The organism is Mesorhizobium sp. WSM4815 (assembly GCF_055811575.1).
The window spans coordinates 26,255-41,314 of the sequence record NZ_JBVVQS010000076.1 but is presented as its reverse complement, the minus strand read 5'-3'; the positions used below and the strand labels follow the sequence as shown (position 1 = coordinate 41,314).

General features: G+C 63.5%; 16 protein-coding genes. 6 read left to right on the top strand and 10 right to left on the bottom strand.

Annotated features, from left to right (window positions below; genetic code table 11):
- Nucleotides 1-28 precede the first annotated feature (28 nt).
- Nucleotides 29-196, top strand: a complete 168-nt coding sequence (locus AC0L2B_RS04315) for a hypothetical protein (RefSeq protein ID WP_023803346.1) — start codon at nt 29-31, stop codon at nt 194-196.
- Between the two features lie 89 nt (nt 197-285).
- Here AC0L2B_RS04315 and AC0L2B_RS04310 read toward each other — a convergent pair whose 3' ends face one another.
- From AC0L2B_RS04310 to ccmA, 4 genes are all read right to left on the bottom strand, one after another.
- The gene (locus AC0L2B_RS04310) at nt 286-864 is read right to left on the bottom strand and encodes a DsbE family thiol:disulfide interchange protein (protein ID WP_473744347.1); all 579 of its coding nucleotides are present in this window, start codon (nt 862-864) and stop codon (nt 286-288) included.
- On the bottom strand, nt 861-1,028 hold the full coding sequence (gene ccmD / locus AC0L2B_RS04305; RefSeq protein WP_023803344.1) for a heme exporter protein CcmD: 168 nt from the start codon (nt 1,026-1,028) through the stop codon (nt 861-863). Before ccmD ends, AC0L2B_RS04310 begins: the two co-directional genes overlap by 4 nt.
- 150 nt (nt 1,029-1,178) lie before the next feature.
- Nucleotides 1,179-1,844 (bottom strand): heme exporter protein CcmB, encoded by a 666-nt coding sequence (gene ccmB / locus AC0L2B_RS04300; protein ID WP_023803343.1) that lies wholly within the window; start codon nt 1,842-1,844, stop codon nt 1,179-1,181.
- Nucleotides 1,845-1,881: 37 nt separating this feature from the next.
- Nucleotides 1,882-2,490, bottom strand: coding sequence for a heme ABC exporter ATP-binding protein CcmA (ccmA, locus tag AC0L2B_RS04295; protein ID WP_473744346.1), 609 nt, complete (start codon nt 2,488-2,490; stop codon nt 1,882-1,884).
- Between the two features lie 285 nt (nt 2,491-2,775).
- Between ccmA and acnA the strand changes: the two genes are divergently transcribed.
- Complete coding sequence (gene acnA / locus AC0L2B_RS04290) at nt 2,776-5,466, top strand: aconitate hydratase AcnA (RefSeq protein WP_473744345.1); 2,691 nt, start codon at nt 2,776-2,778, stop codon at nt 5,464-5,466.
- Nucleotides 5,467-5,564: 98 nt separating this feature from the next.
- Here acnA and AC0L2B_RS04285 read toward each other — a convergent pair whose 3' ends face one another.
- Entirely contained in the window at nt 5,565-6,230 is a 666-nt protein-coding gene (locus AC0L2B_RS04285; protein WP_473744343.1) for a ceramidase domain-containing protein, read from the bottom strand.
- A gap of 176 nt (nt 6,231-6,406) precedes the next feature.
- On the opposite strand from AC0L2B_RS04285, the gene AC0L2B_RS04280 reads away from it, so the two are divergent.
- Entirely contained in the window at nt 6,407-7,201 is a 795-nt protein-coding gene (locus AC0L2B_RS04280) for a DUF1223 domain-containing protein (RefSeq protein WP_473744342.1), read from the top strand.
- A 581-nt stretch (nt 7,202-7,782) separates the two neighbouring features.
- Nucleotides 7,783-8,169 (top strand): DUF2794 domain-containing protein, encoded by a 387-nt coding sequence (locus AC0L2B_RS04275; RefSeq protein WP_023803338.1) that lies wholly within the window; start codon nt 7,783-7,785, stop codon nt 8,167-8,169.
- Here the strand turns inward: AC0L2B_RS04275 and AC0L2B_RS04270 are convergent, their stop codons facing one another.
- The 4 genes from AC0L2B_RS04270 to AC0L2B_RS04255 form a co-directional block, all read right to left on the bottom strand.
- Entirely contained in the window at nt 8,170-8,742 is a 573-nt protein-coding gene (locus AC0L2B_RS04270; protein WP_091592173.1) for a GNAT family N-acetyltransferase, read from the bottom strand.
- 117 nt (nt 8,743-8,859) lie between these two features.
- Entirely contained in the window at nt 8,860-9,639 is a 780-nt protein-coding gene (locus AC0L2B_RS04265; RefSeq protein WP_091592171.1) for a Bax inhibitor-1/YccA family protein, read from the bottom strand.
- Nucleotides 9,640-9,880: 241 nt separating this feature from the next.
- Nucleotides 9,881-12,430: an ABC transporter permease gene (locus AC0L2B_RS04260; protein WP_473744340.1), complete on the bottom strand. Its 2,550-nt coding sequence runs from the start codon at nt 12,428-12,430 to the stop codon at nt 9,881-9,883.
- Complete coding sequence (locus tag AC0L2B_RS04255; RefSeq protein ID WP_473744338.1) at nt 12,430-13,140, bottom strand: ABC transporter ATP-binding protein; 711 nt, start codon at nt 13,138-13,140, stop codon at nt 12,430-12,432. The genes AC0L2B_RS04260 and AC0L2B_RS04255 overlap by 1 nt, the downstream gene beginning before the upstream one ends.
- A gap of 85 nt (nt 13,141-13,225) precedes the next feature.
- Here AC0L2B_RS04255 and AC0L2B_RS04250 point away from each other — a divergent pair, with 85 nt between their 5' ends.
- Both AC0L2B_RS04250 and thpR read left to right on the top strand, forming a co-directional pair.
- The gene (locus AC0L2B_RS04250; protein WP_473744337.1) at nt 13,226-13,870 is read left to right on the top strand and encodes an arylesterase; all 645 of its coding nucleotides are present in this window, start codon (nt 13,226-13,228) and stop codon (nt 13,868-13,870) included.
- A 139-nt stretch (nt 13,871-14,009) separates the two neighbouring features.
- On the top strand, nt 14,010-14,606 hold the full coding sequence (gene thpR, locus AC0L2B_RS04245) for an RNA 2',3'-cyclic phosphodiesterase (protein WP_473744336.1): 597 nt from the start codon (nt 14,010-14,012) through the stop codon (nt 14,604-14,606).
- On the opposite strand, the gene AC0L2B_RS04240 is transcribed toward thpR, so the two are convergent.
- The gene (locus AC0L2B_RS04240; RefSeq protein ID WP_128175331.1) at nt 14,510-15,028 is read right to left on the bottom strand and encodes a low molecular weight protein-tyrosine-phosphatase; all 519 of its coding nucleotides are present in this window, start codon (nt 15,026-15,028) and stop codon (nt 14,510-14,512) included. The two genes, thpR and AC0L2B_RS04240, sit on opposite strands and share 97 nt — an antisense overlap.
- Between the last annotated feature and the right edge of the window lie 32 nt (nt 15,029-15,060).

Below are 15,060 nucleotides of genomic sequence, written 5' to 3'. Positions count from 1 at the left end.
GACAATGCGGCACAGAAGGAACCTCGCTATGATTCTCGACAGCCTCATGAGCCGCGCTCGCACCAGCATCGCCAAGCGCCGGCAATACAACCGCCTCATCGCCGAAATCGACTCGTTTTCCAGCCGCGATCTGGCTGACATGCGCGCCGACCGCAGCGAAATGCTCTACCAGGTCCACAAGCAGGTCTACGGCTAAATCTTCGGTCGACCTATCACGTTGGTAATCCTTGGACGTAACGACGCAAAGCGGAGCGAAGACCCAAGGATGACGAAAACGGCGGGCCATCAGCCGGGTGCTGCCAGCGCCTTCTCGATCTCCGGCAAAAGCAGCGCTTGTGCTGAGCCCGGCGTCAGCGGGCCGACGTGTTTGTAGGCGATCTTGCCGTCCTTGCCGACGACGAAGGTTTCCGGCACTCCGTAGACCCCCCAGTCGATCGCCGCGCGCCCTGCCGCGTCGACGCCGATCGCCTGGAACGGGTTGCCGAGATCGCCGAGGAACCGGCGGGCGTTTTCCGGCTGGTCCTTGTAGTTGAGCGCGGCGATGACGAAGCGCTTGTCCTGCGACAGCGCCAGCAGCAGCGGATGTTCGTCGCGGCACGGCCCGCACCACGACGCGAAGACGTTGACGAGCGTGACCTTGCCGGCGAACTGCCTGGAATCGAGCCCCGGCAAATTCATGCCCTCCAGCGCCGGCAGATTGGTCTGCGGCGCCGGCAGGCCGATCAGCGCCGATGGCACTTCCGAAGTGTCGCGGCCGGACAGCAGCTGCGTCAGGAACAGCCCCGCCAGCCCGAGGAAAATCAGCAGCGGCAACAGCACGATCAGGCGGCGTGAGCGCGCCGGCGTTTCCGTCTCCATGCTCATGATTTCCCCGCCTTGTCGGAGCGCCGCCGCACGCCGGACGCTTCCAGCTCGGCGAGGTCTCGTCTGCGTGCACGCTGGTCGAGCAGGATCCAGCCGATCAGCCCGGCCAGCACCACGGCCGTGATGGCATAGGCAGCGGTCACATAGAGCGCATGCGCGCTCATAGGGGTCGCTCCTCCGGTGCAAAACCTTTCAGCCGGACCATTTCGCTTCGTTCCAACATGCCTTCCTTTAACCCTGCGCCATCGGCTTCGCAATCGACAGCAGCGCCGCAGCCTTTGACGCCCTGTAATCACCAACGATGGCCGGCCAAATCAGTCGGTTCCATGGCGCAGCGCCAACGCTGCCGCAACCGGCCCCAGCACGGCAAGAAACAAGGTCAGCGCGGCAAGAATGAGGAAAGGCTGCAGAAACGGATCGGGGTTCGCCACCGCGCCATAGCTTGCCGAGACGCCGAAGATCAGCACCGGGATGGTCAGCGGCAGCACCAGCACCGAGATCAGCAGCCCGCCACGCGGCAGTGCCACCGCCACCGCCGCACCGGCAGCGCCGATGAAGGTGATCGCCGGCGTGCCGACCAGAAGGGTCAGCGCCGTGGCGCCGATGCCGATCGGCTCCATATTCATGAACAGGCCGAGCAAGGGTGCGGCGATGACCAGCGGCAGCACGCTTCCTGCCCAATGCGCCAGGCATTTCGTCAGCACGGTCAGCGCCAGCATCTGCCGGTCGTCGCCGAGCACCAGCAGATCGAGCGAGCCGTCTTCCCGGTCGGCCTGGAACAATCGGTCGAGACCGAGCAGGCAAGCCAGCAAGGCGCCGATCCACAGGATCGCCGGGCCGATGCGGGCAAGCAGATTGAGGTCCGGCCCGACGCCGAAGGGGATCGTGGCGATCACCGCGAGAAAGAAGATCACGCCGGTCAGCGCCCCGCCGCCGGCCCGGATACTCAGGCGGATATCGCGCAGGAAGAGGGCTAGCATGGTTTTAGATGCCCTTGCCCAGGCGGGAACGCCGACATTACCGAGTTTCCCCCATCCTCAATTCCTGTGCCCCCTCCAACCCCAGTGGCAGATGCGTCGCCGCAACAATGATCCCCCCGTCTTGCAGATGCTCCCGCATCAGCCGGCCGAATCGCTCTTCCGAAGCCTTGTCCAATCCGGCCGTCGGCTCGTCGAGCAGCCACAGCGGCCGCCGGCTGACCAGCAGTTTTGCGATCGCCGCGCGGCGGCGTTGTCCGGTGGAGAGATAGCCGAACGGCAGATGGCCGATACCGTCAAGCCCGACCATTGCCAGCGCCTGTTCGGCGCTCAAAAAATCCGCGCCCGAAAAATCGCGCCAGAAGCGCAGATTTTCCGCCACGCTCAGCGCCGTCTTCATCGCATTCTGGTGGCCGAGATAGTGGCAGGCCGAGGCGACCGACGGAAAATCCTCACCGCCACCTTCGACAAGCAAACGGCCTGCCGCCACCGGCAGCAGCCCGGCAACTATCCTGAGCAGCGTCGATTTCCCCGCGCCGTTCGGCCCGGTGACGATCAGCGCCTGGCCTTTGCCAAGGGCAAAGTTGAGGCCGGAAAAAACCGCCTCGCCGCCGCGTTCGCCGCCCAGATTTTCGGCGATCAGCCGCATTCCATGCCCGTCCCGAAAACATCGCGCCACGGCAGCTGCCGCATCGCACAAAATAGCCGTTCGACTGTCTAGAACTATTCCAGGAAATTCTCTATATGCGGGGCATCCGTGCCAGCGGTCGGCACGGGAAGCGAATTAGCGCCGAACCAGCGCACGCGCCGCCTTGAACGGCTCGGGTTGGCTGGGAACGGACAGCGGAAATGGCCGTACCCGCACCTTTGCGCGTGATTGCATGCCATCGGCGTCCGTTCCCTTTCAGGCTGAACAGACAAGGACGGATCGCACGTGTCAAAATCCCTCGATAGTTTCAATTGCCGCCGCACGCTGACCGCGGGCGGCTCCGACTATGTTTATTACGACCTCGTCGAGGCCGAGAAGAACGGCCTCACCGGCATCGCCCAGTTGCCCTATTCGATGAAGGTGCTGCTGGAGAACCTGCTGCGCAACGAGGACGGCCGTTCCGTCACCAAGGAGAGCATCCAGGCGGTCGCCGGCTGGCTGACCGACAGGGGCACCGCCGGGGTCGAGATCGCCTATCGCCCGGCCCGCGTGCTGATGCAGGATTTCACCGGCGTTCCGGCCGTGGTCGACCTGGCCGCCATGCGCGATGCCATGGCCTCGCTCGGCGGCGACCCGCAAAAGATCAATCCGCTGGTGCCGGTCGACCTGGTCATCGACCACTCGGTCATCGTCGATGAGTTCGGCACGCCGCTGGCTTTCGCCCGGAATGTCGAGCTTGAATACGAGCGCAACGAGGAACGCTACAAATTCCTGAAATGGGGCCAGCAGGGCTTCCGCAATTTCCGCGTCGTGCCGCCCGGCACCGGCATCTGCCACCAGGTCAATCTCGAATATCTCGGCCAGGTCGTGTGGACCAACACTGAAGGCGGCGAAACCACCGCCTATCCCGACACCTGCGTCGGCACCGATTCGCACACCACCATGATCAACGGCCTTGGCGTGCTCGGCTGGGGCGTCGGCGGCATCGAGGCCGAGGCCGCGATGCTTGGCCAGCCCGTCTCCATGCTGTTGCCCGAAGTCATCGGCTTCCGGCTCACCGGCAGGCTCAGGGAAGGCGTCACCGCCACCGATCTCGTGCTCACCGTCACCCAGATGCTGCGCAAGAAGGGCGTCGTCGGCAAGTTCGTCGAATTCTTCGGTCCGGGTCTGTCCAACATGACGCTGGCCGACCGCGCCACCATCGGCAACATGGCGCCCGAATATGGCGCGACCTGCGGCTTCTTTCCGGTCGATGGCGAAACCATCCGCTACCTCACCATGTCCGGCCGCGAAGAAAACCGCATCGCGCTGGTCGAGGCATACGCCAAGGCGCAAGGCATGTGGCGCGATACCGGGTCGGCCGATCCGGTCTTCACCGACCTGCTCGAGCTCGATCTCGGCAGTGTCGTGCCGTCGATGGCCGGCCCCAAGCGTCCAGAGGGCCGGGTCGCGCTTGAAGGCATTCCGGCCGGCTTTGTCAAGGCGATGGAAACCGAATACAAGAAGGCGGTCGAAATCGACAAGCGCTATGCCGTCGAGGGCACCGACTATGACCTTGGCCATGGCGACGTCGTCATTGCCGCCATCACCTCCTGCACCAACACGTCGAACCCGAGCGTGCTGATCGGCGCCGGGTTGCTGGCACGCAACGCCAACCGGCTCGGGCTCAAGCAGAAGCCGTGGGTCAAGACATCGCTGGCGCCGGGCAGCCAGGTCGTCGCCGAATATCTGGAGAAATCCGGCCTGCAGAAGGAACTGGACCAGATCGGCTTCAATCTGGTCGGCTTCGGCTGCACCACCTGCATCGGCAATTCCGGCCCGTTGCCGGCGCCGATCTCCAGAACCATCAACGACAAGGGCTTGATTGCTGCCGCGGTGCTTTCCGGCAACCGCAATTTCGAAGGCCGCGTCTCGCCCGACGTGCAGGCGAACTACCTCGCTTCGCCGCCGCTGGTCGTCGCCCACGCACTGGCCGGGACCGTGACCAAGGACCTGACCACCGAACCGCTCGGCGAGGACCGCGACGGCAACCCGGTCTACCTCAGGGACATCTGGCCGAGTTCGGTCGAGATCCAGGAGTTCATCGAGAAGAACGTGACGCGCGAACTGTTCGCCCGCAAATATGCCGACGTCTTCAAGGGCGACGAATACTGGCAGAACGTCAAGGCGCCGGAAGGCCAGACCTATTCCTGGGACAACAATTCGACCTATGTGCAGAACCCGCCCTACTTCGCTGGCATGACATCGGGCTTCGGCACGATCGGCGACATCAAGGGCGCCCGCGTGCTCGGCCTGTTCGGCGACAAGATCACCACCGACCACATCTCACCGGCCGGCTCGATCAAGGCGGCCTCGCCGGCCGGCAAGTACCTCATCGATCATGGCGTCGGCGTTGCCGACTTCAACCAGTACGGCACGCGGCGCGGCAATCACGAAGTGATGATGCGCGGCACCTTCGCCAATATCCGCATCCGCAACCACATGCTGGGTGAGAACGGCCGCGAGGGCGGCTACACGATCCACTATCCGTCGAAGGAAGAGAAATCGATCTACGACGCCGCCATGGAGTACAAGAAGGAAGGCGTGCCGCTGGTCATCTTCGCCGGTGTCGAATACGGCAACGGCTCGTCGCGCGACTGGGCGGCCAAAGGCACCAACCTGTTGGGCGTTCGCGCCGTCATCGCTCAGTCCTTCGAGCGCATCCACCGCTCGAACCTGGTCGGCATGGGGGTCATCCCGTTCGTCTTCGAGGAGGGCACCTCATGGGCCTCGCTCAACCTCAAGGGCGACGAACTGGTCGAAATCGACGGGCTGAGCGCCATCAAGCCGCGTCAGAAGATGATTGCGAAGATCACTTATGGCGACGGCACGGTGAAGAACATTCCGATCATCTGCCGCATCGATACGCTGGACGAGCTCGACTACTTCAAGAACGGCGGCATCCTGCAATATGTGCTGCGCGATCTGGCAGCATAATTTGAAGGGAATAGGGGAGTAGGGCAGTAAGGGAGTAGGGAAGACAATACCTACTGCCCTACTGCCCTACTGCCCTACTGCCCTACTGCCCTACTGCCCTACTGCCCTACCTTCCCGAACCGCGCCGCCGCCGCCAGCAGCACGCCGAGCATCAGCCCGTTGAGGATGTGCCACAGGAAATGCGTGCCGAGCGGGAAGCTGCCGCAGACCAGCGGATCGATCGTCCTGAAGATGACCGACACGACGAAGATCGCCGAGCCCGCCAGATTGTACCAGCCGGCGCGGTTGCCGCTCGCCGCCACCCAGGCGCCGAAGAAGGCGAGCGCCAGGAAGGGCGGCAGGTAGCCGGTCGTGCCGTTCGATGCCTGGCGCAGCCAGTCCGGCACGGCCCAGGTCAACAACCCGGTGACGGCATAGAAGGCAAGGAAGATGGCGATCGCCTTGCCCCATTTCATAGCGAGGAAACGGCGCAGGTTGAACAGCGTGTAGGCCAGCGTGAACCCGGCGATCGGCAGCACGTCGGCCCAGACCATGGCATGGTTGGCAAAGGTGTGGAACAGCGCCGAGCCGATGCCGATCGCCACCACCCACCAGGCCAGCATTTCGGCGAAGATGCCTGTGCCACGCCGGCGCACCTCCCGGACACCCCACAGCCCGGCGACAAGAAAAACCAGATTGGTCAGTGCGTTGACCGGCTCGGCCCAGAACTGTGGCCCGACCCGCTCGCAGTACAGGTCGACCGGCGTCAGGAGAGTTTGCCACATGCTGATTGTCGCCCGAATCGGTATCCCTGAAGTGTAGCCCGTCCTGGAGCGCCCTTGCAGTTGGCTGCAGCGGTAAAAGTTTCACCGCAACGTGACTTCCCGTTGACTGCCGCTTCTGCCACATATTTCGCCAACCAGAACAAAGCCGGCCATCACCGGCGGGAGTCGAAACGGCCATGACACCTCGAAAACCATTGCGGCTTGCGGTATTTGCGCTGGCCCTCTCGGTGCTTGCTGGCGCTGGACTTGCAGCCAATGCGCTTGCCGGCGAGGCCGACCGCTCCAAGACAGATAAATCCCTGGTCGGCCAGCCCTTGGGCGTGGTCGAGCTCTTCACCAGCCAGGGCTGCAGCTCCTGCCTGCCGGCTGATGCGTTTTTCGCCGAGCTTGCCGCCAAGGAGAACATCGTCGCGCTCGCTTATCATGTCGACTACTGGGATTATCTCGGTTGGAAGGACACGCTGAGCCGCAAGGAGAACACCGAGCGGCAGTATGAGTATATGCGTGCCTTTGGCAGCCGCTCGGTCTATACGCCGCAGGCCGTCATCAATGGCCGCAGCCATGTCAACGGCGCCCGCCGCGAGGAAGTCGACGGCGCTCTCGCCCGCATGGAAACGTCCGGCGAAGGCATGCAGGTCGGCATCAAGGTCAGCCGGACCAGCGACCGCGTCATCATCGACGCCGGCGATGCCGGGAGCGGCCCCAGCGATGCCCATGTCGTCATCGTCTATTTCGACCCGCCGCAGACGATCAAGATCGGCAAGGGCGAGAACACCGGCCGCAGCATGACCTATTGGAACGCCGTCTCCGGCATCCAGACCGCCGGCATGTGGCACGGCAAGGCGCAGCGCTACGAACTGCCGATGAGCGTGATTACCAAGAAAGGCGGCTGCGCCGTGCTGCTGCAATCGGTGGGCAATGACGGCATGCCGGGTCCCATCCTGGGCGCCGCCTTGATCCACAAGCCCTGAGAGGGAAGCTCTCCTTCTCCCCTTGTGGGAGAAGGTGTCGCCGAAGGCGACGGATGAGGGTGTTCCAGCTTGGCAATTGCTTGAAATCGCCGCCGCCTCATTCCTTCCAGCACCCCTCATCCGTCTCGGCGCTGCGCGCCGATCCACCTTCTCCCACAAGGGGAGAAGGAGAAGCCGCGCGCATTCACTCGGCCAATAAAATAAAAAACCGACGTCAGCTTGCTTCTGACGCCGGTCATTTAGGTTTTGGGATCGTCGCGCTCGATTTCTCCAAGGGAGAAACCGAGGTTGGTTCGATCCGACGCAGACCCGTGGGCGGGGGGCTTGGGGTTTACGAGCCAGTGCCGGACCGAACCGTCTCAGGCAACACCCGTAAATTCGTCGGAGATTGGGGCTTTAGCGCGGTTAAAAGAAGGCAGGATTGTGGCAAAGCATCACCAATTTCAACGGGCGTTTTTATAAACGTGACTGGACACCGCGGAAACGTTGCGCCGCCAGCCTTTCCCTAGCCGGGCTTGCAATTCCATGGCGAAAGCGCCAACTTTGATTAATGTGTAAGATTCATTCGAAGGGATCGAGGCATGACTGATCACGGCAGTGGGACGGAGGATGGGGACGCATCCGCAATACTGATCCCGCTGCATGAGGCAAGACGTGAACGCCTCGACCAGCCGGTGCGGTTCGACCGGCGTGAATTGGACCAGATCCTGAGGCTTTACGGGCGCATGGTCGCCGCCAACGAATGGCGCGACTACGCCATCGACCATCTTGCCGACCGCGCCGTCTTTTCCGTCTTCCGTCGCACCAGCGAGGTGCCGCTGTTCCAGATCGTCAAGGATCCGAAGCTGGCGCGCCGGCAAGGGGCTTTCGCCGTCATCGCCGCCGGCGGCCGCATCCTCAAGCGCGGCCAGGAGCTTGGCCGCGTACTTGGCGTGTTCGACCGCACGCTGAAACTTGTCGAGGCCTAACTACTTGTTGTGCTTCCGGAATCTCCGTTCCGGCAGTGAGTTGGGATCGGGCGGAACCTGAGACCCGCCATTGATCGGCAGTTGCATGAACACCGTGTCGAGCCAGCGTCCGAGCTTGTAGCCGGAGGCTTCCAGACGGCCCGAATGGCGAAAGCCGAGCTTTTCATGCAGCCGGACCGAGGCACTGTCCGGACGACCGTCGCCGATCACCGCGATGATCTGGCGGAAGCCCGCCGCCTCGGCCGCCGCGATCAGCCCTTGCATCAGCTTCAGCCCGATGCCATGGCCCTTGGCCTCGGGCGCGACATAGACAGAATCTTCGACGATGAACCGGTACGCAGGCCGCGCCCGGAAGGCGCCGGCATAGGCATAACCGAGCACGATGCCGGCTTTTTCCGCCACCAGATAGGGAAAGCCGCCCGCTATCAAACTGTCGAAGCGCTCGCCCATCTCGGCACGATCAGGCGGCTCCAGTTCGTAGCTCGCCGTGCCGTGGATCACCGCATCGGCATAGATGGCGGTGATCCGGTCGAGATCGGCCGCTGTCGCGCCGCGTATCGTGATGCTGCTCATAATTTATGCAAGCCGTTCATCTGCCTTCTATAACAGCAAAGGCCGGCACAGAAGGAAAGGGCGGCCGTTGGGCCGCCCTTTCCAAATTCGCTGGTCCACAGACTCAAGGGGCCGTTGTTAACGGCGATCGCCCATGAACTGCAGCAGGAACATGAACAGGTTGATGAAGTCGAGATAGAGCCTCAGAGCGCCCATGATAGCCTTGCGGCCGGCGACATCAGTCTCGTCGCCCTCGAAATACATCTCCTTGATGTTCTGCGTGTCGTAGGCGGTCAGCCCTGCGAAGATCAGCACGCCGATCGCCGAAACGGCGAAGGAAAGCGCCGACGACTGCAGGAAGATGTTGATCACACTTGCGATGATCAGACCGACCAGGCCCATGATCAGGAACGAACCGAGCGCGGAAAGATCGCGCTTGGTCGTGTAGCCGTAGAGCGACAGTCCGCCAAAGGCGGCGGCGGTGGCGAAGAAGGTCTGCGAGATGCTGGCGGTGGTGTAGACCAGGAAGATCGACGACAGTGACAGGCCGACGAGGCCGGCATAGACCCAGAACGTCGTCTGCGCGGCCGAAACGCTCATCGACTGGACGCGAAACGACAGGAACAGCACCGCTGCCAGCGGGGCAAAGATCACCAGCCATTTCAGCGGCGAGCCGAAGATCGCGTAGCCGAAGGATGTCAGCATATCGCCGTTCGGCAGCGTAGCGACCGCCGAAGCCGGATCGGTGGTGGTGGCCAGCATGATCGTTCCGACCGCGGCGAGGCCGGTGATGAGGAGGCCAAGCCCCATCAGATTGTAGACCTTGATCATATAAGCGCGCAGGCCCTGGTCGATAGCAGCATCGACGCCGACGCCGGGCACGGCACGCGTCTGATAATTGCGAACGGGTTCAGCCATGGAAATCCTCATATTGCTTCTGCCCCGTCCGGTGTCCGGTCGATTTGGACCGAGGCGCCGCTGGCGGGGCTCCAGCATGCCTGCCGCGAAATATGATGGTTATTGGCGTCAAGAACAAGACCGTAACCGGGCGTAATGCTTCGTGAAGTAGCAAAAATCCGGATTTATCGGCCGTCCGAAGCCCAACATTAACAAGATTTAACCAAATCCCGGTCGCGTTGAGCTTGCCGACCCTTGCAGATCAGAGATTGCGCAGCACCGGCGCCGCCTTGTGGCCCAGCACCCGCCAGGTGCCGGCGAGGCCGATGCCGACCGTGACCAGCAAAGCAAAGACTATTGTGGCCACCGCCACATCGGGCATGAAATGCGACGGCAGCGTCATGACGCGCGCGACAACGAACCACGCCGCAATGCCGCCTGCCGCCAGCGCGAAGATCGCGGTGGCGAGGCCGATCAGCATGTATTCCAGCGAAAAGGCCGCGATCAGCGTCTTCCTGGTGGCGCCCAGCGTCTTCAGCACCACCGCATCGTGGATGCGGGCGCGGTTGCCGGCCGCCAACGCGCCGGCCAGCACCAGCACCGAGGCGATCAGCGCCACCCCGGCCGCGGCCCTGATAGCGGTGCCGAGTTGCGCCACCAGCCGGTTGAGGATGTCGAGCGCGTCCTTGACCCTGACTGTCGTCACCGCGGGAAAGGCACCGGTGACAGCGTTGAGAAGACGGGCATCGTCGGCCGGCGACGCGCCCTTTTCGGTGAGCGTCGCCAGCCAGCTGTGCGGCGCGCCGGCAAATGTGCTGGGCGAAAACACCATGACGAAATTGATGCCCATCGTCTCCCACTCGACCTGGCGGAAATTGGCAATCTTCGCTGTCACGTTGCGGCCAAGCACGTTGACGGTGACGGTATCGCCGAGTTTCAGCCCGATCTCTTTGCCTTCCTCGGCCGAAAACGACACCAGCGGCTCGCCGGCATAATTGTCCGGCCACCATGTGCCTTCGGTCAGCGTCGCATTCGCAGGAATTCTGGCCTCGTAGGTCAGCCCGCGATCGCCGCGCAGCACCCAGGCCCCTTCCGCTGGGACCTTGACCTTGTCGACGTCGACGCCGTTCAGCGCCATCACCCGGCCGCGCAGCATCGGCACCTTGACCAGCGTGCCTTGCGGCGCCTCCCTGCCGACCAGCTCCGAGAACGCATCGACATCGCTGCTCTGGATATCGACGAAGAAGAAGTTCGGCGCCCGCTCCGGCAGGCTGCCGGAAATCTGCCGCCTGAGATTGCCGTCGATCAGCGCCAGCGTCACCAGAAGCGTCAGCCCCAGTCCCAGCGACAGCACCACCGACGGCGTCAAGGCGCCTGGCCGATGGATGTTGCCGAGGGCGAGCCTGAGCACCGTCGAGCCAACGCGCGGGCTCCTTTTGGCGGCCCACTGCACCAGCGCGCCGACAAGGCGCAGCACCAAAAAAGCAAAAATGGTGGCGCCGACGAAGATCGAGGCGATGTAGCGGTCGCCGGAAAACAGAATGGCCAGCGCCGCCAGCAGCAGCGCGATGCCGAGCGCCGCCGCCGTGTAGAGCGGGCGCGGAAAACCGCGGCCCTTAAAACCCATTTCACGAAACAGCGCCGTCGCCGGCACGTCGCGCGCCCGGCCGAGCGGCAGCAAGGCGAAAGCCAGCGTCACCAGCAGCCCGAACAGCGCCGCCATGCCGAGCGCGCCGGGATAGAATCCACCTTCCGCCGGCACCGGAATGATCGACTGCAGCGCCGCGCTCGCCGCGAACGGCATCAGCGCGCCAAGCACGACGCCGAGCGTGATGCCAAGCACGGCGATCATCAGGATCTGCACCAGGTAGACGGCAAAGACGAAACCGCCCGAAGCTCCCAGGCTCTTGAAGGTGGCAATGACGCCGCGCTTGCCGTCGAGATAGGCACGCACCGCATTGGCCACGCCGACGCCGCCGACCACCAGCGCCGTCAGCCCGACCAGCGTCAGGAACTGCGAAAACCGTTCGATATTGGCGGACAACGCCGGTGCTGCATTGCTGCGCGTGCGGATCGACCAGCCGGACTCGGGAAACTCCTCCGCCGCCTGATCCTGAATGGCTTTTATGCGCGTCTCGCCGGTGCCGCCGGGCAGGCGGACCTTGTAGGCGTTCTCGACCAGGCTGCCGGGCTGGATCAAACCGGAAGCGGCAAGCCCGTCGGTCGAGATCATCAGCCGCGGCGCAAAGCCGAAGCCGTCGGATACCGCGTCCGGCTCGTTGACGAGTCGGACGCGCAGTTCGAAGGTGGCGCTGCCCAGCTTCAGCCGGTCGCCGATCCGAAGGTTCAGCCGCTCGAACAAAAGGTCGGGTGCGGCGGCGCCGAAAACACCGGATTGTTCGCCGAACAATTCCTGCTTCGACAGCGCCGGCTCGGTCTGCAGCGCGCCATAGAGCGGATAGGCGCCGTCGACCGCCTTGGCCTCGACCAGCGCCTGGTCGGAGCCGTCCTCGAGCCGCGCCATCGAGCGCATGTTGGCACTGTGCGAGACCGTGCCCAGCCCGTCAAGAAAGACCTGCTCGGCCTGCGTCGCGGCGCGCTGATTGAGCTGGAAACGAAGATCGCCGCCGAGCAGCGACTGGCCTTCGTTGGCGACACCGGCGGTAATCGCCCGGGCCACCGAATTGACACCGCCGATCGCCGCGACGCCAAGCGCAATGCAGGCAAGGAAGATCAGGAAGCCGGACAGCCCGCCGCGCATCTCGCGCAGCGAGAAGCGGAAGGCGAGCTTCAGCGTGCGCGACAGCGGCATCAGGCCGGCACCTTGCCAGACTTTGGAACCGGTTCTGGCGCATCCTCGATCCGGCCCGACCGCATCGACACCTGCCGGGAGCAGCGTGCGGCGAGCGCCGGATCGTGGGTGACCAGCACCAGCGTCATGCCGCGCTCGGCCGCTTTGGCGAACAAAAGATCGGCTACCTGCCGTCCCGTCGCCTGGTCCAGATTGCCGGTCGGCTCGTCGGCGATCAGGATGCGCGGCGAAGGCGCCAGTGCCCGGGCGATCGCCACACGCTGCTGTTCGCCGCCGGACAATTCGCCAGGATAGTGAGTGACGCGATCGCTCAAGCCCACCGCCTCGAGCTCCCGCGCCGCCACCCCGAACGGATCGGCATGGCCGGCTAGTTCGAGCGGCACTGCGACATTTTCGAGCGCTGTCATATTGGGAATGAGGTGGAAGGACTGGAAAACGATGCCAATGTTTCGCCCACGAAACGATGCAATCTGATCTTCGCTCTTGCCGTTCAGCAATTCGCCGGCGATTCGTACCGTACCCGAATCGACCCTTTCCAGACCGGCCAAAACCATCAGCAGCGTCGACTTTCCCGAGCCCGACGGCCCGACGATGCCGGTCGCCTCGCCATTTGCCACGTCGAGGCTGACGCCTTTCAGGACATGGACGAAAGACGCTCCTTCGCCGAGCGTCAGCGATACGTTTTTCAGCGCGATGACGGCTTCTGTCAAAATAAAATCGTCCTATATGGGAAAGGGAGGGCAGAATTCCGCCTACCGCCAGTGTAATGTTCTCGGTCATATGGGGCCCTGCCGCATGGCTTTCAAACACCGACTTGCCGCAGCCTTCGTCCTATTCCTCGGAATTTGCGGCGCCATTTCTTCGGCGCGCGCCGAGCCGTTCAAGATCGTCGGCTTCGGCGACAGCCTGATGGCAGGCTTTGGCCTCGGACCGGACGAAGGCTTCACCCGGAAACTTGAGGCAGCACTCCGCGCCAAGGGCCACGATGTGACCGTCGCCAATGCCGGCCTATCCGGCGATACGTCGAGTGGCGGCCTGTCGCGGCTCGACTGGTCGGTGCCGGACGGCACGCAGCTTGTCATTCTCGAACTCGGTGCCAACGACATGCTGCGCGGCGTTTCTCCCGATATCACCCAAAAAAATCTCGACGCCATGCTGGCGAAGCTGAAGCAGCGCAACATCGCCGTGCTGCTGGCCGGCATGCGCGCCGCCCCCAATCTCGGCGCCGACTACCAGAACGGCTTTGACGCGATCTTCCCGAAACTGGCGGAAAAACACGGCGTCCCGCTCTATCCATTCTTTCTCGACGGCGTCGCCGGCGAACCAGCTATGCAACTTGAGGACGGCCTGCACCCGAATGCCAAGGGCGTCGACCGCATGGTCGAGCGCATACTGCCGGATGTCGAGAAAGCCATTGCCGTGGTTAAGGGCAACTCTTGAAGGGACCGGATTTCGATGATGCCACGCATTCCCCGCACGATTTGATTTTAGGCCAGGTGCAACCAACAAACCGCTTGCCCCGCTCGATTTTCGATGATTCGCTAGGGGCAGAGTTCGATTCGAGGACAGGAGGCTTGCCATGCCGCGTCTTTTCACCGCCCTCGAAATACCGCGTGATGCCGCCCTTTCGCTGTCCCTGCTCCGGGGCGGCCTGCCCGGGGCCCGTTGGATCGACGTCGAGAACTACCATATGACGCTGCGCTTCATTGGCGATGTCGAGGGTCATGTCGCCGACGAGATCGCCAACGCGCTCGACCGTGTCCACCGCCCATCCTTCGCGCTGACACTGTCCGGCGTCGGCGCCTTCGGCCAGAAAAAACCGCACGCGGTGTGGGCCGGCGTCTCCTTCTCGCCCGATCTTGCGGCGCTGCAAGCCGAGATCGAGCGCATCTGCCAGCGCCTCGGCATCCCGGCCGACCCGCGCAAATTCATGCCGCATGTGACGCTGGCCAGGTTGCGCAATTCGAGCCCGCTCGACGTCGCCCAGTATCTTTCGGCGCGCGGCAATTTTTCGACGCTGCCCTTCCGTGTCAGCCGCTTCGTCCTGATGTCGTCGCGCGATTCGGTCGGCGGCGGACCCTACATCGTCGAGGAGGCCTGGCCGCTGTCGGGCGCCGACAGCCGTGCCTCGAGCCGCGTCGCCAGCGCCTCCGACGCTTCGCGGATCATGCGGTAGACCGAGGCAAACGCCTCCGGCCCCTGATGATAGGGGTCCGGCACGTCGCCCACCTTTCCCTCGGCGAACTCGAGGAACAGATGGACACGGTCGCGCATGGCGGCAGGCACCAGCGCTTTAAGATCCCGGAGATTCGATCGGTCCATGGCGAGAATAAGGTCGAAACGCGAAAAATCGTCCGGCGCCAGCTTGCGCGCCGTCTGTCCGGAAATATCGACGCCGTGCCGCTTGGCGATCGAGATCGAGCGCGGGTCGGGTGCCGAACCGGCTTCCCAGTCGCTGGTCCCGGCTGAATCGAGCAGGATATCCCGATCGAGGCCGCGCTCTGCCAGGACGGCGCGCAACACGCCCTCCGCCAGTGGCGAGCGGCAGATATTGCCGAGACAGACAAAGAGAATGGATTTTATCGGCTTGGCGCTCATCGATCCGGCACTATGCTGAAGACTGCAAATCC

Coding starts and splice junctions, on each gene's coding strand:
- AC0L2B_RS04280 (WP_473744342.1), top strand. CDS start 6,407: ATGACACCTCGAAAACCATTGCGGCTTGCGGTATTTGCGCTGGCCCTC.
- thpR (WP_473744336.1), top strand. CDS start 14,010: ATGCCGCGTCTTTTCACCGCCCTCGAAATACCGCGTGATGCCGCCCTT.
- AC0L2B_RS04240 (WP_128175331.1), bottom strand. CDS start 15,028: ATGAGCGCCAAGCCGATAAAATCCATTCTCTTTGTCTGTCTCGGCAAT.
- AC0L2B_RS04315 (WP_023803346.1), top strand. CDS start 29: ATGATTCTCGACAGCCTCATGAGCCGCGCTCGCACCAGCATCGCCAAG.
- AC0L2B_RS04260 (WP_473744340.1), bottom strand. CDS start 12,430: ATGCCGCTGTCGCGCACGCTGAAGCTCGCCTTCCGCTTCTCGCTGCGC.
- AC0L2B_RS04250 (WP_473744337.1), top strand. CDS start 13,226: ATGGCTTTCAAACACCGACTTGCCGCAGCCTTCGTCCTATTCCTCGGA.
- AC0L2B_RS04275 (WP_023803338.1), top strand. CDS start 7,783: ATGACTGATCACGGCAGTGGGACGGAGGATGGGGACGCATCCGCAATA.
- ccmB (WP_023803343.1), bottom strand. CDS start 1,844: ATGCTAGCCCTCTTCCTGCGCGATATCCGCCTGAGTATCCGGGCCGGC.
- ccmD (WP_023803344.1), bottom strand. CDS start 1,028: ATGAGCGCGCATGCGCTCTATGTGACCGCTGCCTATGCCATCACGGCC.
- AC0L2B_RS04265 (WP_091592171.1), bottom strand. CDS start 9,639: ATGGCTGAACCCGTTCGCAATTATCAGACGCGTGCCGTGCCCGGCGTC.
- AC0L2B_RS04285 (WP_473744343.1), bottom strand. CDS start 6,230: ATGTGGCAAACTCTCCTGACGCCGGTCGACCTGTACTGCGAGCGGGTC.
- AC0L2B_RS04310 (WP_473744347.1), bottom strand. CDS start 864: ATGAGCATGGAGACGGAAACGCCGGCGCGCTCACGCCGCCTGATCGTG.
- AC0L2B_RS04270 (WP_091592173.1), bottom strand. CDS start 8,742: ATGAGCAGCATCACGATACGCGGCGCGACAGCGGCCGATCTCGACCGG.
- ccmA (WP_473744346.1), bottom strand. CDS start 2,490: ATGCGGCTGATCGCCGAAAATCTGGGCGGCGAACGCGGCGGCGAGGCG.